This window comes from Catalinimonas locisalis, assembly GCF_038039535.1.
In the GTDB taxonomy this organism is placed as follows: domain Bacteria; phylum Bacteroidota; class Bacteroidia; order Cytophagales; family Cyclobacteriaceae; genus Catalinimonas.
In genome coordinates, this window is record NZ_JBBPHP010000059.1 from 1 (window position 1) to 19,510 (window position 19,510).

At 40.5% G+C, this 19,510-nt stretch carries 16 protein-coding genes; 11 read left to right on the forward strand and 5 right to left on the reverse strand.

Translation table 11 applies throughout. The features are described 5' to 3' along the window. Together WJR50_RS31510 and WJR50_RS31515 are read right to left on the reverse strand one after the other, a co-directional pair. The coding region (locus WJR50_RS31510; protein ID WP_341297319.1) for a ligand-binding sensor domain-containing protein at nt 1-2,081 on the reverse strand (2,081 nt) is incomplete at its 3' end. 402 nt (nt 2,082-2,483) lie between these two features. Beyond that, the gene (locus WJR50_RS31515) at nt 2,484-2,849 is read right to left on the reverse strand and encodes a hypothetical protein (protein ID WP_341297320.1); all 366 of its coding nucleotides are present in this window, start codon (nt 2,847-2,849) and stop codon (nt 2,484-2,486) included. Nucleotides 2,850-3,880: 1,031 nt separating this feature from the next. Here WJR50_RS31515 and WJR50_RS31520 point away from each other — a divergent pair. From WJR50_RS31520 to WJR50_RS31555, 8 genes are all read left to right on the forward strand, one after another. After that, nucleotides 3,881-4,441: a helix-turn-helix domain-containing protein gene (locus WJR50_RS31520; protein WP_341297321.1), complete on the forward strand. Its 561-nt coding sequence runs from the start codon at nt 3,881-3,883 to the stop codon at nt 4,439-4,441. A gap of 100 nt (nt 4,442-4,541) precedes the next feature. Then, nucleotides 4,542-4,745 carry a hypothetical protein gene (locus WJR50_RS31525; protein ID WP_341297322.1) on the forward strand — a complete coding sequence of 68 codons (204 nt, stop codon included), beginning with the start codon at nt 4,542-4,544 and terminating at the stop codon, nt 4,743-4,745. Between the two features lie 156 nt (nt 4,746-4,901). After that, the gene (locus tag WJR50_RS31530; RefSeq protein WP_341297323.1) at nt 4,902-5,255 is read left to right on the forward strand and encodes a cupin domain-containing protein; all 354 of its coding nucleotides are present in this window, start codon (nt 4,902-4,904) and stop codon (nt 5,253-5,255) included. Nucleotides 5,256-5,404: 149 nt separating this feature from the next. Then, nucleotides 5,405-5,611 carry a hypothetical protein gene (locus WJR50_RS31535; protein WP_341297324.1) on the forward strand — a complete coding sequence of 69 codons (207 nt, stop codon included), beginning with the start codon at nt 5,405-5,407 and terminating at the stop codon, nt 5,609-5,611. A 44-nt stretch (nt 5,612-5,655) separates the two neighbouring features. Next, a complete protein-coding gene (locus WJR50_RS31540) occupies nt 5,656-5,835 on the forward strand; it encodes a hypothetical protein (RefSeq protein WP_341297325.1) in 180 nt (59 codons plus the stop codon). A gap of 426 nt (nt 5,836-6,261) precedes the next feature. After that, complete coding sequence (locus WJR50_RS31545) at nt 6,262-6,873, forward strand: hypothetical protein (protein ID WP_341297326.1); 612 nt, start codon at nt 6,262-6,264, stop codon at nt 6,871-6,873. Nucleotides 6,874-6,926: 53 nt separating this feature from the next. Then, nucleotides 6,927-7,565, forward strand: coding sequence for a porin family protein (locus tag WJR50_RS31550; protein ID WP_341297327.1), 639 nt, complete (start codon nt 6,927-6,929; stop codon nt 7,563-7,565). A gap of 206 nt (nt 7,566-7,771) precedes the next feature. Beyond that, nucleotides 7,772-9,244 carry a glycoside hydrolase family 130 protein gene (locus WJR50_RS31555; protein WP_341297328.1) on the forward strand — a complete coding sequence of 491 codons (1,473 nt, stop codon included), beginning with the start codon at nt 7,772-7,774 and terminating at the stop codon, nt 9,242-9,244. Here WJR50_RS31555 and WJR50_RS31560 read toward each other — a convergent pair. The 3 genes from WJR50_RS31560 to WJR50_RS31570 all read right to left on the reverse strand — a co-directional run bounded on the left by WJR50_RS31560 (nt 9,236) and on the right by WJR50_RS31570 (nt 15,830). Beyond that, entirely contained in the window at nt 9,236-10,240 is a 1,005-nt protein-coding gene (locus WJR50_RS31560; protein WP_341297329.1) for a glycosyltransferase family 4 protein, read from the reverse strand. The genes WJR50_RS31555 and WJR50_RS31560 overlap by 9 nt on opposite strands. Beyond that, nucleotides 10,237-12,510 carry a glycosyltransferase family 4 protein gene (locus WJR50_RS31565; RefSeq protein ID WP_341297330.1) on the reverse strand — a complete coding sequence of 758 codons (2,274 nt, stop codon included), beginning with the start codon at nt 12,508-12,510 and terminating at the stop codon, nt 10,237-10,239. The genes WJR50_RS31560 and WJR50_RS31565 overlap by 4 nt, the downstream gene beginning before the upstream one ends. Nucleotides 12,511-12,626: 116 nt before the next feature. Beyond that, complete coding sequence (locus WJR50_RS31570; protein ID WP_341297331.1) at nt 12,627-15,830, reverse strand: chemotaxis protein CheB; 3,204 nt, start codon at nt 15,828-15,830, stop codon at nt 12,627-12,629. 344 nt (nt 15,831-16,174) lie between these two features. On the opposite strand from WJR50_RS31570, the gene WJR50_RS31575 reads away from it, so the two are divergent. The 3 genes from WJR50_RS31575 to hflC all read left to right on the forward strand — a co-directional run bounded on the left by WJR50_RS31575 (nt 16,175) and on the right by hflC (nt 19,466). Further along, entirely contained in the window at nt 16,175-17,257 is a 1,083-nt protein-coding gene (locus WJR50_RS31575; RefSeq protein WP_341297332.1) for a fatty acid desaturase family protein, read from the forward strand. 258 nt (nt 17,258-17,515) lie between these two features. Continuing rightward, nucleotides 17,516-18,496 carry an FtsH protease activity modulator HflK gene (hflK, locus tag WJR50_RS31580; protein ID WP_341297333.1) on the forward strand — a complete coding sequence of 327 codons (981 nt, stop codon included), beginning with the start codon at nt 17,516-17,518 and terminating at the stop codon, nt 18,494-18,496. Between the two features lie 28 nt (nt 18,497-18,524). After that, a complete protein-coding gene (hflC, locus tag WJR50_RS31585; protein ID WP_341297334.1) occupies nt 18,525-19,466 on the forward strand; it encodes a protease modulator HflC in 942 nt (313 codons plus the stop codon). Nucleotides 19,467-19,510: the final 44 nt, after the last annotated feature.

The following is a 19,510-nucleotide window of genomic DNA, read 5'->3' on the forward strand; positions in this document are numbered from 1 at the left end:
TGAAAGCCGGTGATGTAGACGGGTGGCATAGTGGTATTATCCTGAATGCTATCCGGATCAAAAATCACGAAGCCATTATCAGTGCCAAATAGGAGTTCACCATCAATGGCATAAGCACTATTATAACTAAACACATCACTTGGAAGCCCATCGCTAGTGTTATAACTTTTAAACTTCTCAGTAGTAGGATCAAAACAACTTAACCCCTGATTGGTCCCTATCCATAATCTTTCATGCTCATCAGCTATAATGCTTACGATATGATTACTGGCTAACCCATCTTCTATGGTATAAAAGGTAAACGTTTCATTTAGTGGATCAAACTTATGCAATCCACCTTGGTTGGTACCCACCCAAAGAGTTCCCCGCTCGTCTTCATAAAGTACTTCTACATCTTTATCATTAAGTTCACCTTGTTTAGCCCTAGCACTGGCCAAATAATGTGTGTAACTATCTGTTTTTGGGTCAAAACTCAAAAAACCATGAGAAAAAGATCCGACCCATATATTACCATCATCACTTATAGTAAGACCGGAAACACAATGTGATTTCAAGCCAATAGTATCTTCAGGGTCATAAAAATAGTACCCGAATTTTTCTTGTTCGGGATTAAATGTAGCAAAGCCACCGTGGGATACAAATTCTCCATCCTTACCGAAGCCGTTACCTGCGATCCATATTTTACCGGCAGGATCTTCATGGATATGCCAAACTGGAATTTCTGTATAGAATCGCTTAAAGCTATTGGAGGTGCTATCATACAAATGAAGCGCTTCAATGGTACCTACCCAGAGGCGCTTTTTTTTGTCGATGTATAACGCTGTTACATCATTGCTCGTCAGACTATCAGAGTTTGAAACTGCAGCGGAATAATGCTGAAATTGATGAGTTTTTCTATCAAAACTGTATAAGCCCTTTACGTAATTTCCTCCTGAAGCTATGCTTCCTGAACTTGACAGCCAAATCTTACCGGTATGATCTTGCAGCAATCTATTGATATTATTCTCAAAAAGAGGTTGAGAAGGTAAAGCAGGGCTTAGCTGATAAACATTAAATTTTTTAGTATGATGCCTTAGAATATTTAACCCGTTTTCAGTCCCAACCCAAATGTTACCATCTCGGTCTTTAAAGACATCACCAATATAATAATGGCTCAAGCTACCCGGCACTTGCTGATTTGTCGTAATATTAAGCGTTTCGCTGGTTTCTTTGTTAAACCGGTAAAGTCCATTTGCACTGGCTATCCAGAGATAACCGTTTCCACCTTCAATAATACGATTGAATAAGGAGGGATTAGTATCAACACCCTTTAGCTTAACTTTAGTGACCGTAACAGTATCTTGCTGCGTATCCAGCTTAAAAATACCTTCTCCATTGGTTCCGATCCATAGAAGTCCATCCTGATCTAAATAAAGCTTGCTACAATCTGGTTGCTTATTAAGGCCAGTATCGACAGGAATTGGGGTGAAAATACCAGATTGGCGATCCAGTTGATATAATCCTCCTCTCCCCGCTGCCCATAATCTATGACTGGCATCTTCTATGATATCTGCGAAAAAAAATCCCTTATATTCAAGCAGAGTAAACTCTTCTCTTACAGGGTCAAATTGTACAACACCGAGTCCGTTGCCTAACCATAGCATACCTTCTTGATCTTCAAAAATACTGAAAAAAACATTCCACTCGGGAATGTTGGTAGGATTGACATTGAATGATTTCACCATTCCGCTTTGCTTATCTATTAGATTTAATCCTCCACCAAAAGTAGCGATCCAAAGACGCCCTTTATTATCTTCGTATATATCTCTTGGAACATTATGTGTCAAGGAATGCTCAGGATTGTTAGGGTCTGGTCTATAAACGGTAAAGTCATAACCATCATATTTATTTAAACCCTCCGCGGTACCAAACCACATAAAACCCTCCCTATCCTGGTAAATACTCTGTACGCTATTATGGGAAAGGCCATCTTCAGTAGTGATATGTTCAAAGTAAAATTCCTTATCCTGCCCATAGCCAGTTACTGAAAATAGGTATAACCATAGAAAAATAAGCGGGGTAACTATTAGCCTAGTTTTCATGAGCCTTGTGGTTAGGTGAAAGTTAATGCATGCTTATCTAGAACTGCAATCAGGTAATCAGCAAAAGTGAAGCGACTTATGAATGCAGTATAATCTCTTTTTTGGGGTTATACATTGCTATGGTTAGAAGGCTAGCTTGTTTGAAAAGAGGGGATGCCTTCTTGAAAACTGACAGTAATGTATAGATATAAGGTAGCATTTTTTTTATTAAAAAAACATGAGCATGCTAGGTGATTTACTTCAAGCTTTCATGATTGAATATCCTACTTTAATAAAATAAAGCTATTTAAAAGTCTATCTAAATGATGGTAATCCTATTTCAATTGCTGGTAAATTGGTAACAAGCTATAATTGACAAATTATATAAGCGTCAGTATGGATAACATGTATCGCCTCCTCAGGCTATGGGCGATTGTTTGAAGCCAGAGGCATTTGGTGCACGGATGGTTTCTCTTTTATATCATTTGCCAATTGCCCATCAAAGCGGTAGGCTTCAGATTCCCAGGGCGTCTTTTGTGAATAAAAGTCATTACCATAGTATTTCTTTCCTTTCCAGAACACATTATTTTCGTCAAGTACTTTCAACTCTCCTTTTACATATTGTTTGATGTGAATCATTTCGTGAGCAAGTACCAGTCTCTGCTTTTTTTCATTTAAGCGAGCATCTACTCGTACCATGAATACACTTACCAATTTTCCTGCATCAACAGATTTTGTGAGGTAGGTTATTTCATCCAGATCGCCTGCTATGTAAACAGAAAATTTCACATGTAAATAGACTTTTTCCCTTATACCAAGGTAGTCTAGATATTGTGATATTTGCTTGAGCGTTTCTAGTGAGTCTTTACTATTACAGACTTTGATAGTAGGCTGAGAAAAACAATATTTCCTGCCCATATACTGAGGGGTACTAATAAAAGTAGCTTTTTCATAGTGAGAGGGATTTGGGGTTCACTGATGATATAAAGCTACTGCCTGTGTTTAGGGAAAGGTTAGGAGGAAAGTCTCTTTTACCGGTAGAATAGTAACCACAAAAAGGTGCAGAGTACGAGTAAATTTGACATCTGAAAATCTGACTTCAATTAGTAGTAGTTTGGTAAACTTGTTTATTGAAAGAATAGAAAGCCTCTCCTGTGATTGTGATGAAGTGTATATATTAAAAAACCCCCTCCAGGAAAAAACCTGAAGGGGTTTGAAGTCATTTGCAGTCCTTTTGTGGAGCCGGAGGCTCCTGAACTTAAATCTTATAATTCTGATTATCAAATACTTATGAATCATAAAATGACATGGTCACCGAATATTTTGTATTGTTTTAGTGATTTTTGATAAGCTAGGGTAAGCGATAATTTACTATCCTATAGTTAAAATGATTTATCTATTTAGGCACTTGCTTAGAGTAGTGGACTCTGGACTCTCGAACCCTTTGTTCTTTTTAACTCCAGATCTTAGTCACTGTGATAGGCTTTTATAACTGTACGTATTGAAGACTCATACCCATAATAATGACTTTACTGACGAGAAGCTTGCATTGCAAACTCATATAGTAGCGGGCACTCATGAAATTAACAATTGATATGTTTGGGCTCCTCCTAAATAAAGGACTCTAATCCAGAACTTTATTACAAACTCAGGCTTTATAAGAGTAGGCATTTTAGATCAGTACTTTTTGATATTTCTTATATTTTTTGAATTGGTTTACAATGGTTGTTGCAATCCTATAAAATTCATCTTCTCATAAACAACAAAAAGCTAATCTTACTAAGGCAGTATTATATCTATTCACGGGAGAAAATTATATCATGAAGCTTTACATTAAATATATGGTTAGTCTGCGATGTAAAATGCTGGTGAAAGAAGAATTACTAAAGCTCGGTCTACATTATGTAATTGTAGATTTAGGTATGGTTGAGATTCTGGAAGATATCACCCAGGAGCAGCGTGAACAACTGAAAGAAAACCTTCTGAAGTCAGGTTTAGAATTACTGGATGATAAAAAGAGCATCCTGATTGAGAAAATCAAAAATGTGATCATAGAGATGGTTCATTATTCAGATGAATTACCCAATATTAATTATTCTGATTATATCAGTGAAAAATTAAATTATGACTATACCTATCTCGCCAATATTTTTTCAGAGGTTAAGGGCATTACAATTCAGCAGTTTATCATCATGCATAAGATTGAAAGGGTAAAAGAACTTCTATTATATGATGAGCTAAACCTTACGGAGATTTCTTACAAACTGAACTATAGTAGCGTGGCCCATTTATCCAATCAATTCAAGAAAGTGACTGGTCTCACACCTTCTTTTTATAAAAGTCTTAAGCAAAAACGTAAGCGGAATCTGGAAGACCTATGATTTATGTAATCTTTATTCATCTATATGTAATGTTCGGTAATTAAAATAAGCCCACCTTTAACCTAATGATTTGAATTAAACCTAAAAAGCTTAACAAACTATGGAAATAACATATAATAAGAGAACTGAAATTGTTAATACGCCCGAAAATGATAAAAATCAGCCAAAATGGTTGAAAGAAAGCTTTTTAAGAATTACAGATGAGCTACAGATCCTTGATAAAAGGAGGGGGAATAAAACCCTGAAGCAGGATGTAAATAAGCCTTATAATATGCGAGAAAACGTTCTGATCAGTATCAACTAAAGACAGTATTAGTTAAGTACAACAATAGGTTGGATTAATTGGAAAACGTAGTATTTAGAAGATAATACGAATACATTTAATTCAGTTACAACGAAAAAGGCAGGAACTTAAAGGCCTGTCCTTTTTTTAAAGCCCATTCGTCAAATTATCACGCTATTGGAAAATCCTGAAATTGAAAAAGCAAAAGTCTTCATCATTGTTGAAATCATTGAATACATTCCCAATTCGGTGGTCATAAAAACAATCATAAAAAAGACGACGGGCAATGTCACGGCAGTTTCCTTTGATTCCGGTGAGGCATTGACGGAAAAAACATCTCCTTTTGATACCTTCATACAGGTGATTGATGGAAAAGGAGAAGTTATCCTTGATGGTAAATCCAACAGTCTGGAAACAGGCCAGTCCATCATCATTCCGGCGCATTCGCCCAATACCATCAAGGCCAATGTTAGGTTCAAAATGATATCTACCATCATCAAAAGTGGGTATGATGAAGTGCTCTTAAGCTAGATACTTCCAAAAAACATTATTGATGAAGTCTTGAATGAAATGCCTTTAATGAAAGAGGAGCTTCATTAGCCAAACCATTCTTTTTTACAGATAATCAAAGCAAAGGTTAGCGTACTTGTGTAGTCACAACTTACTCAAACAGAACAAAGATGAAGAAAAATATTGTAGACAATAAATATCAGGAAGGGCAGGAAGTTTTTGCGATTAAAGACCCTTCAGAGAGACTCTTGATCAGACGATATGTAGATAGGATTTACTATTGCGGCTTCCCTGATCATCCAGAACGCAATGAACTGGCTCTTTTTGAAAGAGAACTAACCTCTAAAGAGCACCAATCAGGTGCATTAAGGCACTGAGCCGGGAGTAGCAGAAGTATATAAATTTTTTTTCAAGACTGAATATGAACCGTAGCTGGAGAGAACTTACAGTGATGCTCAAATGGAGGTATCCTTATCTAAAAGAAAAGGATTTTACTTTTATTGAAGGAAAAAAAGAGAAAATGCTTATCAAACTTGCCGTCAGAATTAAAATGAGCCGGTCAGATTTAGATTTGCTTTTAGAAGAATTGCAGCATTATTAGAAGATGCTTTTACAGCAACCGCCTGACTCTTTGCAAAGAGCCAGGCTAACTTTGATATACCCTTATCTGAACCAGGAAAGATCAAAAGTATCTATGTAGTCAGAGGCAGATGGTGTATTAATTTCTATAAAAATTTTTGCCAAAGTTGGTTATTAATCAAGCATTGACCTATAGTGTTTCTAGAGATTATCCTGCCAGCAGTAGAATCATATCATTGAAGTAATAAGAAGATCAACCAAAACGCTTGTTTCTTTGACAGGCGCTTTTTCATCTCCAGGCCAAAAAAACTAAACTGAGATATCCCTCTCCTCACTACCTTCTCTTCCTGTATGTGATTGATGTAACTTCTTTCCAAACTTATGTAACACTTTACAGACTGATTATAGACACCTTTGATATGTGGAAAATTAATCCACAAACAAAATTATGAGAAACATAAACAAATTTAAAACAGCGTGTAAAGACAATCAACAGAAACACGGCAAATTCTCCTCAAAGTCTTACGGGATAGGGCGCAAGATTGAAGAGGTAAAAATAAGGGTAAGAAACTTGCTTGGACAGGTGTTTGCGAACTTCCCATCCAGAAAAATGCAACTGCAACCCATTCCGGAGAGAAAAACAGGAAAACCAACTTTACTACTGGCATTATCCGCATTGATGGCCGCTGCCCTGTTTACCAATTGTAGTACTACTGTACCAAAAGCTGACACTACACAAGAGCAACAATTGGATAAAGCCGGGGCAAATGATGATTACCAGGCGATTATTGGAGATTATAGAAATACCAAAGCTGAAAACCTTTCTGTCTATAATCAGGATAGCGTGATGTTTCAAACAGTAATGATGGCTGACCTAAGCACCGAAAATCAGCAGACAATTGACTCACTGAAACAACAACAAAGTGTAATGAAAATGAAAATTGATAGTTTTCAGGATAAGGGTGAAGAAAGCTGGAGAGCATTCAAAGCCGAATTGAATCAGGACATTGATGCCATGAAAAAAACATTGAATGATTCAACTGAAATCAATGTACAATAGCCTGAAAATCAGAAATGACAAGAGACAGACTTCACAGTATTAACATCAAAAAAATGAAAAAGATAATATTCATGTTCGTGGCGATGATTTTCATCGTCTACCAAAGCAATGCGCAGGAAGAGGGAATGCGTGAGAGAATTTTATTTGGATTGAAAGCAGGTACAAATTATTCTAACGTATATGATACCCAAGGGGAGGAGTTTGATGCCAGTGGTAAATTCGGCCTGGTCGCAGGAGCGTTTCTGGCTATTCCTATAGGAAAATACATAGGCGTGCAACCTGAGATATTGATTGCGCAGAAAGGGTTCAAAGCAAAAGGTAATTTGTTCGGAAGCTCTTATGATCTTACCCGTACCACTACCTACATTGATGTCCCCCTGTTATTTGCTGTAAAGCCCGTAGGTTTTCTGACCCTACTGGCTGGCCCTCAATACTCATACCTAATGAAGCAGAAATATGAATTTGAAAATGCCAGCTCGAGTATTGAACAGGAGGAAGAATTTATCAATGATAATATCAGAAAGAATACTTTGGCTTTCCTGGCAGGAGTTGATATCAACCTGGAGCATATTGTTGTAGGGGCCAGAGTGGGTTGGGATATCTCCAATAACAATGGAGAAGGGTCAAATACTACCCCTCGTTACAAGAACACCTGGATACAGACTACGGTGGGTTATAGGTTCTTTTATTAAACCAAGTAATGTTCGTGATAAGTATGTTTTGAGGCTATCAAATAAGCCGCTGGTGAGATGCACTTTTTGTGCATCTCATTATTTATTTACATATCCTGCTACAACAAAGCTTCATTGGTAGCATAATAAATGTAGCTTTACACAAAGCTTTCCCTTATGCCTGCTCTTGAACAAATCACTTTCAACAAAAACTATCCTGTTTCTCTATGAGACTTTCCATTGAACGAAAACCCACCAAAGTATATCCTGATTCCAAACGTGTAATCGCCCGCTACTTCTTTAATGGAGAGGAGCGAGCAAAACAGGTAATTGAAAGAGTGATGGAAATCAGCAGTAAGGAAGTCTTTGGGATCATCTCGCCCATCCTCCAGGAATATTCCAGAAGGCATCGTAATATCACCAAAGTATTGAACCGACATTGTAGCCGATTGAAGCATCTTTTTGCAGAACTGGACATAGATTACGATCAGTTGGATACGTATCGTAAATTACTGATCGGCTCTTTTTTCACCCATGAATATTCTATAGAATCAGCCGCCTTTTTTAACCCTTCCATAGTAGAAGATCCTGACCAGACGGAACTGGAAGAGGGACAAAAACGGATCATCATCAGTTTCCGGGCTGTAGGTGAAGGGCACATCTCTTCTATCGCCTTTCGCAGGGCCTTACTGGATAAAGATAATAACATCAGTGTAGACCCGGTAGGTAACCATGTGGATGAGGCGGATATCATCCATAGCGCAGCTTATGAAAAGGATGTGTTTTTTGACAATGCCTTTAGCGGACAAATAGATAAAGAGGTATTAAAAGAAGTAGGTGATCAGTTGGAAGAGCACTTTGACTACAACTTGCTCAAAAAGCTTATTGTGAATTTGAAAAAGAAACAGGGTGATGAGAAAATCAAAAGAGAGTACGAAAAAGTATTGTGGCTGGCTGACTCCTATTATGAAATCACTTTTTCATTAGATACCGATATATCCGACCGGGTGATTTTTCCTATCTCCGAATTTGAGCGCAAAGGGATTGAAGATGCCCGTTTTGTGCGATTTACCGAAGATGATGGTAGTTTGGTATATTTTGCTACTTACACTGCTTATGATGGAGAAACGATTGTCCCTAAAATGTTGAAAACGCATGATTTTTACAATTTTAAGATCATGCCCCTCTATGGTGCCGGTACCCAGAATAAAAACTTTGCCCTTTTTCCCCGTAAGATCAATGGCAAGTTTGTGATGGCTTCCCGCAATGATGGCTGGAACAACTACATCATGTACTCGGATAATATTAACCTTTGGGAAAACCCTGTCAGGATACAGGCACCTAAATATCCCTGGGAATTTATTCAGGTAGGTAACTGTGGCTCACCCATAGAGACGGAGTTTGGTTGGCTGATGATTACCCACGGCGTGGGTCCCATGCGGCAGTATTGTATAGGGGCCAGCCTCTTACAACTGGATGACCCCACCATAGAAATAGGACATTTGGATGAACCCTTATTGATTCCTAATAAGGATGAAAGAGAAGGTTATGTACCCAACGTTCTGTATTCATGCGGTTCCATTGTCCACAATGGTCAACTAATCATTCCTTATGGACTTTCCGACTACTGTTCTTCCTTTGCCACGGTGGATCTTAATGCTTTACTGGACAAGCTATACAACAAAACTCCTTCACTGTAGAATATGCTGATAGAGCGCTAAATAATCACGCACCATTTTTTCCTGTGAGAATTGGGATAAGGCCCATTCGTGACAATGCAGGCGGCTGATCCGCTTGATGTGGTCAAGGGCTGTCACTGCTTCATCTACATCATTTACCAAAAACCCTGTCTGCTCATGTTGGATCAATTCCGGCATAGAGCCTCTGTCAAAAGCAATAAGCGGAGTGCCGCAGAGCATGGCTTCCGCTACGCTCAGACCGAAAGGCTCGTCAAAGCGAATGGGGTGCAGCAAAGCGCTGGCTTTGCCTAAAAGTTCGTTTCTCTGCTCCGGGCCGGCAGCGCCTAAAAATACAATCTGATCCCCTAAAAAAGGCTTCACTTCTGCATCAAAATACGCCTGGTCCTGGATGATACCGGCGATCAGTAACTGCTTCTTGCTTTGCCGGGCAATCTGGATGGCTTCTGCTGTACCCTTATCCGGGTGGATGCGCCCGAAAAAGAGCAGGTAATCTTCCGCATGTGCTGTAAAAGTAAAATCCTTTGTCCTTATACCATTGTATACTGTTGCCAGATACTTAAGTGCTGCACTACGGTCACTGTTGCTGATAGAAACGTAATGGCTAGTAGCATTGTATTTTTGAAAGACCGGGATGATTTTTGGAGAAGAAAACCCATGAATGGTCGTCAGCACGGGGGTAGAGATAAGCCGTGAATAACTAAGTGGTAAAAAGTCAAAATGATTGTGTATGATATCAAACTCATCTGCTCTTTCCATCAGATGGCTGATATGCAGACATTCTATCACCTTGGCATCCAGAGTTTTATCTTCTTCATATCCTTTATCCACCACTGCCTCCAGTTTAGCCTGTGTAACAGAGTCTGCCGTGGCAAAGAGTGTTACCTCAACACCTGCTACTACCAGTCCTTCCGTGACATTAGAAGCCATCTGTTCCCAGGGGCCATAATGCTGGGGCGGAGTACGCCAGGCGATAGGGGCTAATACAGCTACTTTCATAAAACAGGTTCCAGATCCTGGCTTGTAGGATTATATTCGTACTCGAGTTCCAATGCCTTCAGTACTGTAAGGTGAGAAATCAGATAGGCAAGCGTGCTTTCTGCTCCCTGGTTCCGGTTGAGCGCCGTTTCCTGCAAACCATCACAGCAGCCTTTGGTTTCATGGTCGTACAAGGGCACACGCAGGACATTTTCGCCCAAAAACCATTGGTAACTGATGAACATTTTTTCTATGAGTTCAGGCTGATGGGAAATTCGATAAGCCTGAAAATACATCAGTACCATTGCCATGGTTTCAATGGCTTGCTGATCAAAGACAGGCATCTGCTGTCCACGCTGATACCATCCGTGGTTACCCACCGGGCTGAGAAAGCCATTGGTTAACGTTAATTGGTCCAAAAAAGCCAGGGATTCCATTGCTATCGCCTTCACTTTTTCATCTCCGGTGATTTCGTAAGAGTGAAGCAGGGCCAGAGGCAATATTGCGTTGTCATAGGTCAGTTTTTCTTCAAACCAATGCCAGTCTTTGCTATAATGCTGCTCATAAGCCTCTATCAAAGGTTTGGTAAGTTGCGTAAGTTCATGGAGCAGCATGTCATCTTCAGGATGTGTTTTCAGATAATAACTGATGCCAATGATGGTATTGGCCATCCCCCGCAAATGATGCAGATGTTTGAAGTGAGCTACTGAACGGAAAAACAATTCACCTGCAAATTCACGGTAAGAGTTATTCGGCGCACAGCTGACAAGATAACCTAGTGACCACACGGTACGGCCAAAAGAATCCTCTGATCCCACTTCATCCAGGTATTCCCGCCTGAAGCTCAAAAAATTGCGAAAGTTACCATCATCACATTGCATGTAGTGGATAAAACTGAGGTAAATAGGCAAGAGCTCCAGTGCTTCTTTGCTTTTATTACGCTGGTAAGCCATGAGTGCCATGATCAAAGCCCGGGCATTGTCATCCAGGCAATAGCCTTCTTTAAGGTTGGGAATCCCGTACTTGGCATGTTGCACGATACCAGTATCATCAGTAAGCCTGCATACATGGGCTAGGCTGAATTCAGGAATTCTTTCCGGATCTATGATCTGGAGCAGGTCTTTTTCAGTAAATGTCTGCTTCTCAATAACTTCATACATCGTCCGGATATAGTCAGCACCTATTTTGGGCCAGCGCAAATGTAAGCCATAGTCGTACGCATTCTGCTTCAGTTGATTCAGTTTGTCAGGTTGATTCAGCAATTCATTGACGGTTTCAGCCAGCATCTCGTGATCCTTAAAATTGAATAAACATCCTCTCTCATCGTCCAACAGTTCAAGTGCATGCCAATAGGGCGTAGAGACGACTGCGGCTCCGGCGCCTACCGCGTAAGACAAAGTACCGCTGGTGATTTGTGCTTCATTGAGATAGGGTGTGACATAAATATGGGCTGCAGTCAGGTAATTCATCAGCTCTGCTTCCGACACAAATTTATTAATGAAGGTCAGGTGTTTGTCTACATTTAAGCGGACTGCCAGACGCTTCAAATGGTCACGGTATTCTTCTCCTGAATTGCGTAATATGCCTGGGTGGGTCTTGCCCAGCACCACGTACATGACATCGGGATGCTGTTTTACAATTTTAGGTAAAGCGCTGATCACAGTTTCTAACCCCTTGTTGCGGCTGAGCAAACCGAAAGTAAGCATCACCCGGTGCTTACGGAAAGGAGATACCTTTTTCAATGGATTAGCCATGGAAGCTTCCAGGTCAGGAACTCCATGTTCAATGTATTGTATTTTATCAGGGGCAATATCATAAATGTCAGACAGAAACGCTTTTCCACGTTGGCTCATCACTACTACTTTGGCTGAGCGTTCGGCAATTTCCTGCACGATGAGTTTCTGCGTGTGGGAAGGTTCTCTGAGCACGGTATGCAGTATGGAAAACAGAGGTTTTTCCAGACGATGGAGCATCGGTAAAATATACACGCCACTCTCACCGCCATAAATCCCAAACTCGTGTTCCATCACCACCGCCTGTACATCGCTGGTATTGATGTAATTTGCCGCTTGAATATAGTCTTTCTGATAATTTTGCCGGATAACAAACTTGATATGATCAGGATAATCATACGTTTGCAGGTCATCTGAATCGTTGATGGCGACGCCAAAACCTCTATCGGCAGGAGTCTGGTCAGGGAAGTTTGCATGGATGGCTCTTTCCACATTATCATTAAAGGTGGCAATACCGCATTCCCGAGGCAAAAAAGTGGAGATATAGGCAATTTTCATAGTTCAGGAGGTGAAAAAGTGGAAGGTAAAATGATTAAGTATAAAAAAGGTCGGAAAAAAGAATGATGACCCTCAGCAGTGCAACATGCTTTGCTTTGAGATTGGTTCATTCGAGTTTATTGCTTAAAAAATAATGCAAATGTGGTTCCCTTACCATATTCACTTGTAACCTTAACGCTTCCTCCGGAAGCATCCATGATTTTTTTGACCAGATATAAGCCAATGCCCTGCCCTTCTACCTGCTGGCCCAGGCGCTGGTATAGGGTAAAGATACTGTCCAGTTGATCTGACTTTATTCCCATCCCATTATCGCTTACTGTCAAAGCCAATAAGCCTTGTTGCATTTCAGTACTTATTCTGATTTCAGGATCACGTTCCGGCGATTTATACTTAATCGCATTGCTGAACAGATTATAGAGTAAGCTTCTCAGGTTCTTTCTGGAAAACTGAATTTCTTCAACCTTAAAATCGGTAAGCAATGTAGTATTGGTAGAAGTGACCTTATCCAACATGCTTAACCTGAGATCTTCCAGGAGTTCCTCGAAACGTATGCTATCCCAGATTCTATCCTTTTCACTTTCTGCTTTACCGATTTCCCCCAGGTCCTTGATCACCGCTTTAAATTTGTTGATACAGGTAAAGATGAGTTTGCTTAGTTTTGTATTTTCAGGCTCACTGGTATCTATTCTTTCCAAAAGCAGACTGATCAGCCCTTCTATACTTGACAAAGGGCTCATAAGGTCGTGCGAAGCGGTATACACAAAATTGTCAAGGTCTGCGTTGGTCTTCATCAGACTTTTGTTGATCTCGTCAAGTTCGCTTTGCCCTCTTTTCAAATCGGTAATATCATTAAAAGTGATGATGGCACCGTCCTGTTGGTGGTTTGCCTGCCGGATATAGGGCATGGTAGTGACCTGATACCATTTATTCTGGGTAGATTGTACTTCTTTGACAATAATATCCCCTTCACTGATTACTTTTTTGATATCCTCCGTCAGCGTTTCAAACTTAATGTTGGTGGTGATATTATTGATGGGCCTCCCTAAATCACTATCTCTGAGGTTAATCAGCTCAAAAGCCTTGGGCGAAAACTTTTTCAGCAGCAGTTCATTATCCACATACAACTGACCATTGATATTGCTGCGGAAATAATTATCCAGATCATCATTGAGCAAAGACAATTCCCTGATAGTTGACAGGTGTTCACTGTTGATGGTTTGCATCTCCTCATTCACCGATTCCTGTTCCTCGTTGGCACTCTGTAGCTCTTCGTTGGCGGAGAGTAACTCTTCATTAAAAGATTGCATATTTTCGTTGGTGGCTTCCTGATGATCAAGAGCCGCCTGTAATTTTTCCTTCATCTCTTTAAGCTCTTCCTCCAGATCTTCCACATAAGCCCGGGTGTACTGCTCAGGCTCATAAACTTCATAAGCAGTTTCGGGAATCTGCTCGCTTTTCTCTTCACTCAATAGCAGCATGGTCAATTTTTGTGAGGTTCTTCGCAGTATCAGCGGCTTTACATGCAGGTTGACATAAAACACTCGCTGCTCCTTCTCTACAGGAATCTGTTTGATGAATACGGGTTCATTGCCCTTCATAGATTTTGATATGGCATTCCCCACGGCTACCTTAAGCTGTTCGGGGAGTAGTTCGTGTAAATTAAAGGTGAACATTTTCTGAAATAAGTATGGGCTTAAATCGCCAAAGGACTCTACGATATTGAGATTTTCATCCACACATACCCCGGTCAACCCGCATTCATTCCACACCCATTCATTAATATTTTCAATCAGTTCTGTATTGTGCTGGGCCCGGGCTTGCCGGGCAGCGGGCATATCAACGGTCTTGATTTCTTCATGTAGCATGATGTAGGAGTCGAACTGAGTAGTCCGGTCAGCTTTCACTTTTTGGAAGATCTTGTTTTTCTTGTCTGTTTCTACAAAATCACGGCCGTGAACATGGGTATTTTCGCTGGCGCCCAGAAACAGATAGCCTCCTACTTTGAGCCCGAAATGGAACCTTGAGAATACTTTCTTTTGCAGGACAGGATTCAGATAAATCAAAAGATTACGGCAACTGATCAGGTCTATTTTGCAATAGGGAGGATTTTTAGTGACATCATGTTGCGAAAAAATCAGCATCCTTCGAATCTCCTGTTTGACTTTGTAGCCCTCCCCTTCCCTCACAAAATATTGTTGCAGCCTCTCTTGCGATATATCTTTGGCGATATTCTCAGGATACACTCCCCGCGATGCATGTTTAAGTGCGGCCCTATCGATATCGGTGGCAAATATCCTGACTTCTATCTGCTGATCTGTGCGGTGCAGGTACTCGCTGAGCAGTATCGCCAGTGAATAGGCTTCTTCTCCTGTAGCACAGCCCGCTACCCATATTTTTATGCCATATTCGGGATTATGGTTTTGAACGATTTCCGGAATGATGTCTTTTTCTAATTTTTCAAAAGCATCATTATCTCTGAAGAATTGCGTCACCCCGATCATAAAATCCTTAGCCAGCAATTCCAGCTCATCCGGCTTGTCATGGAGAAAAGTAAAATACTTGTTCAGATTCGTAAAATTACTATACACCATTCGCCGCTTGATCCTCCTCATAATCGTAGGGCGTTTGTAACTTGAAAAATCAAGAGGCAACTGGTCCTGGATCAGGTTAAGAATAGCTGCAATCGGAACTTCCTCCTCCTCTTCAGTAAGTGCATCAATCTCTAGCTTCCAGGCTAGATTTTTCACATAATTTTCTATCAGACTGGGCATGGCTTCAGTAGGTAGTACGGCATCTACAAATCCGGTGGATATGGCAGAAGAAGGCATGCCGTCAAATTTGGCGGAAGCAGGGTCCTGGGCCAGTACCATCCCTCCTGCCTGATGAATAGATTCAATCCCGATACTACCATCATTGCCCGTACCGGACAAAATGATACCAATCGCTTTATCACCCACATCCTCAGCAAGGGAGTGAAAGAAGGTATTGATCGTCATATGAGGAGCGTCTCTGGGCTGCTTCTTTACCAGACGCAATTTGCCTTCACGGATGGTCATGTACATATTGTTAGGTATCATGTATACCTGGTTTTTCTCCACTTTCATTTCATCTTCCACTTCGCAGATCTTCAATTTGCTGTGTTTGGCCAGCAATTCGGCCATTCTGCTTTTAAAATCAGGGGACAGATGCTGGACAATGACATAAGAAACTTCGTCCAGGGGCGTATGGTCAAAAAAAGTATGGATTTCTTCCATCCCTCCTGCAGAAGCCCCAATAGCGATAATATGCTGACGCTTCTTTTCTTTCGGTGTACCGTTCATTTGGGCAGTATTTACTTGGATTGTGCTGATTTAAGTAATGTACAACAATTAATCTCCATTAGGAAGGTCCGGGGGCTATTATCATTTAATGTGGGAATGATGTAAATTTTCTATAAATATATGTAAGACCTTTCTGGCAGTAAATGCACATCTTACAAGATACTTATGCTTGATAATTTGGCCATTACAACAGTTACAGTATGACAAAAATAAACTTTGCAAGTATCATTTTGTGATATCCTTTCTTAAAGGAAAAGGCTTGGGATGAAGACTTAAAAAGTCATTTTTTACCCATAAATCCAGAATCATACCGCTTATTCGTTTTATTACACATTTACTTCGTTATGAAATCCGCTATTAAATTCATCAATAAAGACCAATCCAGGTTTTTTCCTACGCTTAGACAAAGGGTGAATGCTTATTTCAAAGAAAATAACATTTCTCCCTTTGGCAATCATGAAATGATTATCAAAACCGCTATTTTATTAGGATTGTATATTTTATCGTACCTCGCTATCCTGATACTTCCTCTCAATGCCTGGTTGTTGCTACCCTTTGCTTTACTGATGGGTATTAGCAAGGCAGGGGTGGGGATGACCGTAATGCACGATGCCCTGCATGGTTCGTATTCCAAAAACACCTTTGTCAACAAACTGATGGGCAACAGCATTTACCTGCTGGGCGCCAATGCAGATGTCTGGAAAATACAGCACAATGTATTGCACCATACCTATACCAATATACATGGTGTAGATGAGGACATCAGTACGAAAGTAGTCATTCGCCTGTCCAAACAATCGCCTTTAAAAAAATACCACCACTATCAGCATATATATGTCTTCTTTTTATATGGCCTGATGACACTGTTGATGCTTGTTAATGATTTTTTCAAAATGCTTAGGTATCATAAGCAGGGGCTTATCCGAAAACAAAAGTTCAACATTAACAATGAGTACAGCAAACTGCTTGCATCAAAGGTACTATATCTGTTTTTTGTTATTGGCTTACCCATACTGCTCACTTCTCTGCTTTGGTGGCAAGTATTGATCGGCTTTGTGGTAATGCACCTCACTGCTGGTTTTATCCTCAGCGTCATTTTCCAGATGGCCCATGTCGTGGAAGGCGCAAACCAACCTATACCTGATACTGAAGGAAATATTGAAAATGCCTGGGCTGTCCACGAACTTCAGACCACGGCTGATTTTGCGCCTAACAACCGTTTTCTCAATTGGTACATCGGCGGGCTTAATTTTCAGATTGAGCACCACCTCTTCCCTAATATCTGCCATGTGCACTATCCTAAGATTGCGCACATTGTAAAGCAGACTGCAGAAGACTTTCAGCTTGATTATAATGTGAAGCCTAATTTTATAGAGGCACTGAAATCGCATGTCAGCATGCTCAAAATGCTGGGTCAGCCCGCCTGACAAACGGTAGGGTAAGGTGAAAGCAGCCTGATTGTACGACAACAACCCTAAGCCCGGTACTGAGTGACTCCATTAAAGATCATTAAGAACTCTTAATGAACCAGGAACCTAGAACGGGTCCTGGTTCAGGTGCAATAACAAATAAGGGTAGAACTGGGCAATAAGACGCTGTAGCAGTTTTAAAAAATCTATCCTGAAGGCATCAATTAATATTATTAAAGTAACTAGCGAAAAAAAGAAGTAAGCAATAAAAAAAATATGGCAGATTTTGATGAAGATAAGATTAAATGGTTTTTACAGAAATTATTGAATAATATAAAGCTGATTGCGGTAGTGGTAGTAGTTTTAATCGCCATTATCAGCACCTTCTTTCAGGTAGGGGCCGAGGAAGTAGGGGTGGTTACCCGTCTCGGGAAATATAACCGAACCCTGGAATCCGGATTAAATTTTAAAATTCCTTTTGTAGAGACAGTACATAAAGTAGCTGTGGAAAGACAACAAAAGCAGGAATTCGGCTTCAGGACCACCAGTGTTGGCGTGCAGTCAACCTTCAGTAAAAAGGGTGTCGAAGATGAATCCCTGATGCTGACAGGTGATCTGAATCTGGCAGACGTGGAATGGGTGGTGCAGTACAGAATTGACAATCCGTATAATTATCTCTTCAAAGTGAGAGATCCTGACAATACCTTAAGGGATATTTCCGAAGCTGGCATGAGACAAATTGTAGGAGACCGTACTGTAAACGAAGTGCTAACCGTGGGACGCTCTGAAATAGCAGGAAAATTAAAAATTCTCATTCAGGATTTATCAAATGAATATGACTTAGGCATTCGGGTGGAGCAGGTGGTATTACAAGATGTGACCCCTCCTGAGCCGGTAAGACCCGCCTTTAACGCAGTAAATGAGGCACAACAGGAAAAGGAAACATTGATAAACCAGGCAAAATCGGAATACAATAAAGTCATTCCCAAAGCCAGGGGACAGGCAGAGGAAACTATTCAAAAAGCAGAGGGCTATGCGACCGAGCGTGTGAATAACTCCAAAGGTGAAGTAGCTCGCTTCAATGCTCTTTATTCAGAATATATCAAAGCACCGGAAGTAACCAAGAGCAGGATTTACCTGGAAACCATGCAGGAAGTGGTACCTAAATTAGGTGATAAGATTATCATGGACGACAAAGGCAGCAATGTATTGCCCCTGTTACAATTGACGCCACCAACCGGAAGTGAAAATAAGTAATCCTGGAAATTATTGAGATTAAAAAATTATGAAAAAAAATACAATACTTATAATCATTGCTGCTGCAGTTGCAGTAATAGTGATATTGCAAGGCTTTTATGTTGTAAATGAAGAAGAACAGGTTGTGATCACCCAGTTTGGAAGACCGGTAGGTGAAGCCATCACCGAAGCGGGCATTCAGTTTAAGATTCCGTTTATACAGAAGGCTAATTTTTTTGAAAAACGTTATCTGGAATGGGACGGAGACCCCAACCAGGTACCTACTAAAGACAAAAAGTTTATTTTCGTAGATACCTATGCCAGGTGGCAGATTGTAGACCCTTTGCAGTTTTACAAACGTCTGACCAATGAAAGAGGGGCCCAATCTCGGCTAGATGATATCCTGGATGGTGAAACGAGAGATTTTGTGGCAAAAAATTACCTGGAAGAGGTGGTCAGAACCAGTAACCGGACACCCATCTCCAGTGGAGCGATCAGCGAAATTGTTGAGGATAGCCTGGTCCAGATTTTTGTCGGGCGTGACAGCATTCAGGAGGAAATTCAAAGGTCTGCCAGCCTGCAGGCCCAGGACCTGGGGATAGCTATTCTGGATTTCAGGTTTAAGAGGATTAATTATGTAGAAGAAGTGAGGACCCAGGTGTACGAGCGGATGAAAAGTGAGCGATTTAGAATAGCTGATAAGTTCAGGTCTGAAGGCCAGGGAGAAGCTTCAAGAATCAATGGTGAAAAGGAGAGAGAATTGAAGACTATTCAGTCTGAAGCCTTTAGAGAAGCTGAAGAAATTAAAGGTAAGGCAGATGCTACTGCAGCATCTATATATGCCAGCGCTTATGATAAAAATGATCAATCAAGAAAGTTGTATACTTTCTTAAAGTCTATGGAAACCTTCCAGAAAACATTCAATAGCGAAACAACCGTCATTCTCTCAACCGATAGTGAGTTATATAAATATTTGAAAAGCAGCCAATGATGCGAACAAGAGATTGATTTCATGAAATAAGAGTCAGCCCAGGC

Coding starts and splice junctions, on each gene's coding strand:
- hflC (WP_341297334.1), top strand. CDS start 18,525: ATGAAAAAAAATACAATACTTATAATCATTGCTGCTGCAGTTGCAGTA.
- WJR50_RS31555 (WP_341297328.1), top strand. CDS start 7,772: ATGAGACTTTCCATTGAACGAAAACCCACCAAAGTATATCCTGATTCC.
- WJR50_RS31565 (WP_341297330.1), bottom strand. CDS start 12,510: ATGAAAATTGCCTATATCTCCACTTTTTTGCCTCGGGAATGCGGTATT.
- WJR50_RS31525 (WP_341297322.1), top strand. CDS start 4,542: ATGGAAATAACATATAATAAGAGAACTGAAATTGTTAATACGCCCGAA.
- WJR50_RS31560 (WP_341297329.1), bottom strand. CDS start 10,240: ATGAAAGTAGCTGTATTAGCCCCTATCGCCTGGCGTACTCCGCCCCAG.
- WJR50_RS31520 (WP_341297321.1), top strand. CDS start 3,881: ATGAAGCTTTACATTAAATATATGGTTAGTCTGCGATGTAAAATGCTG.
- WJR50_RS31550 (WP_341297327.1), top strand. CDS start 6,927: ATGAAAAAGATAATATTCATGTTCGTGGCGATGATTTTCATCGTCTAC.
- hflK (WP_341297333.1), top strand. CDS start 17,516: ATGGCAGATTTTGATGAAGATAAGATTAAATGGTTTTTACAGAAATTA.
- WJR50_RS31545 (WP_341297326.1), top strand. CDS start 6,262: ATGAGAAACATAAACAAATTTAAAACAGCGTGTAAAGACAATCAACAG.
- WJR50_RS31535 (WP_341297324.1), top strand. CDS start 5,405: ATGAAGAAAAATATTGTAGACAATAAATATCAGGAAGGGCAGGAAGTT.
- WJR50_RS31570 (WP_341297331.1), bottom strand. CDS start 15,830: ATGAACGGTACACCGAAAGAAAAGAAGCGTCAGCATATTATCGCTATT.
- WJR50_RS31540 (WP_341297325.1), top strand. CDS start 5,656: ATGAACCGTAGCTGGAGAGAACTTACAGTGATGCTCAAATGGAGGTAT.
- WJR50_RS31575 (WP_341297332.1), top strand. CDS start 16,175: ATGAAATCCGCTATTAAATTCATCAATAAAGACCAATCCAGGTTTTTT.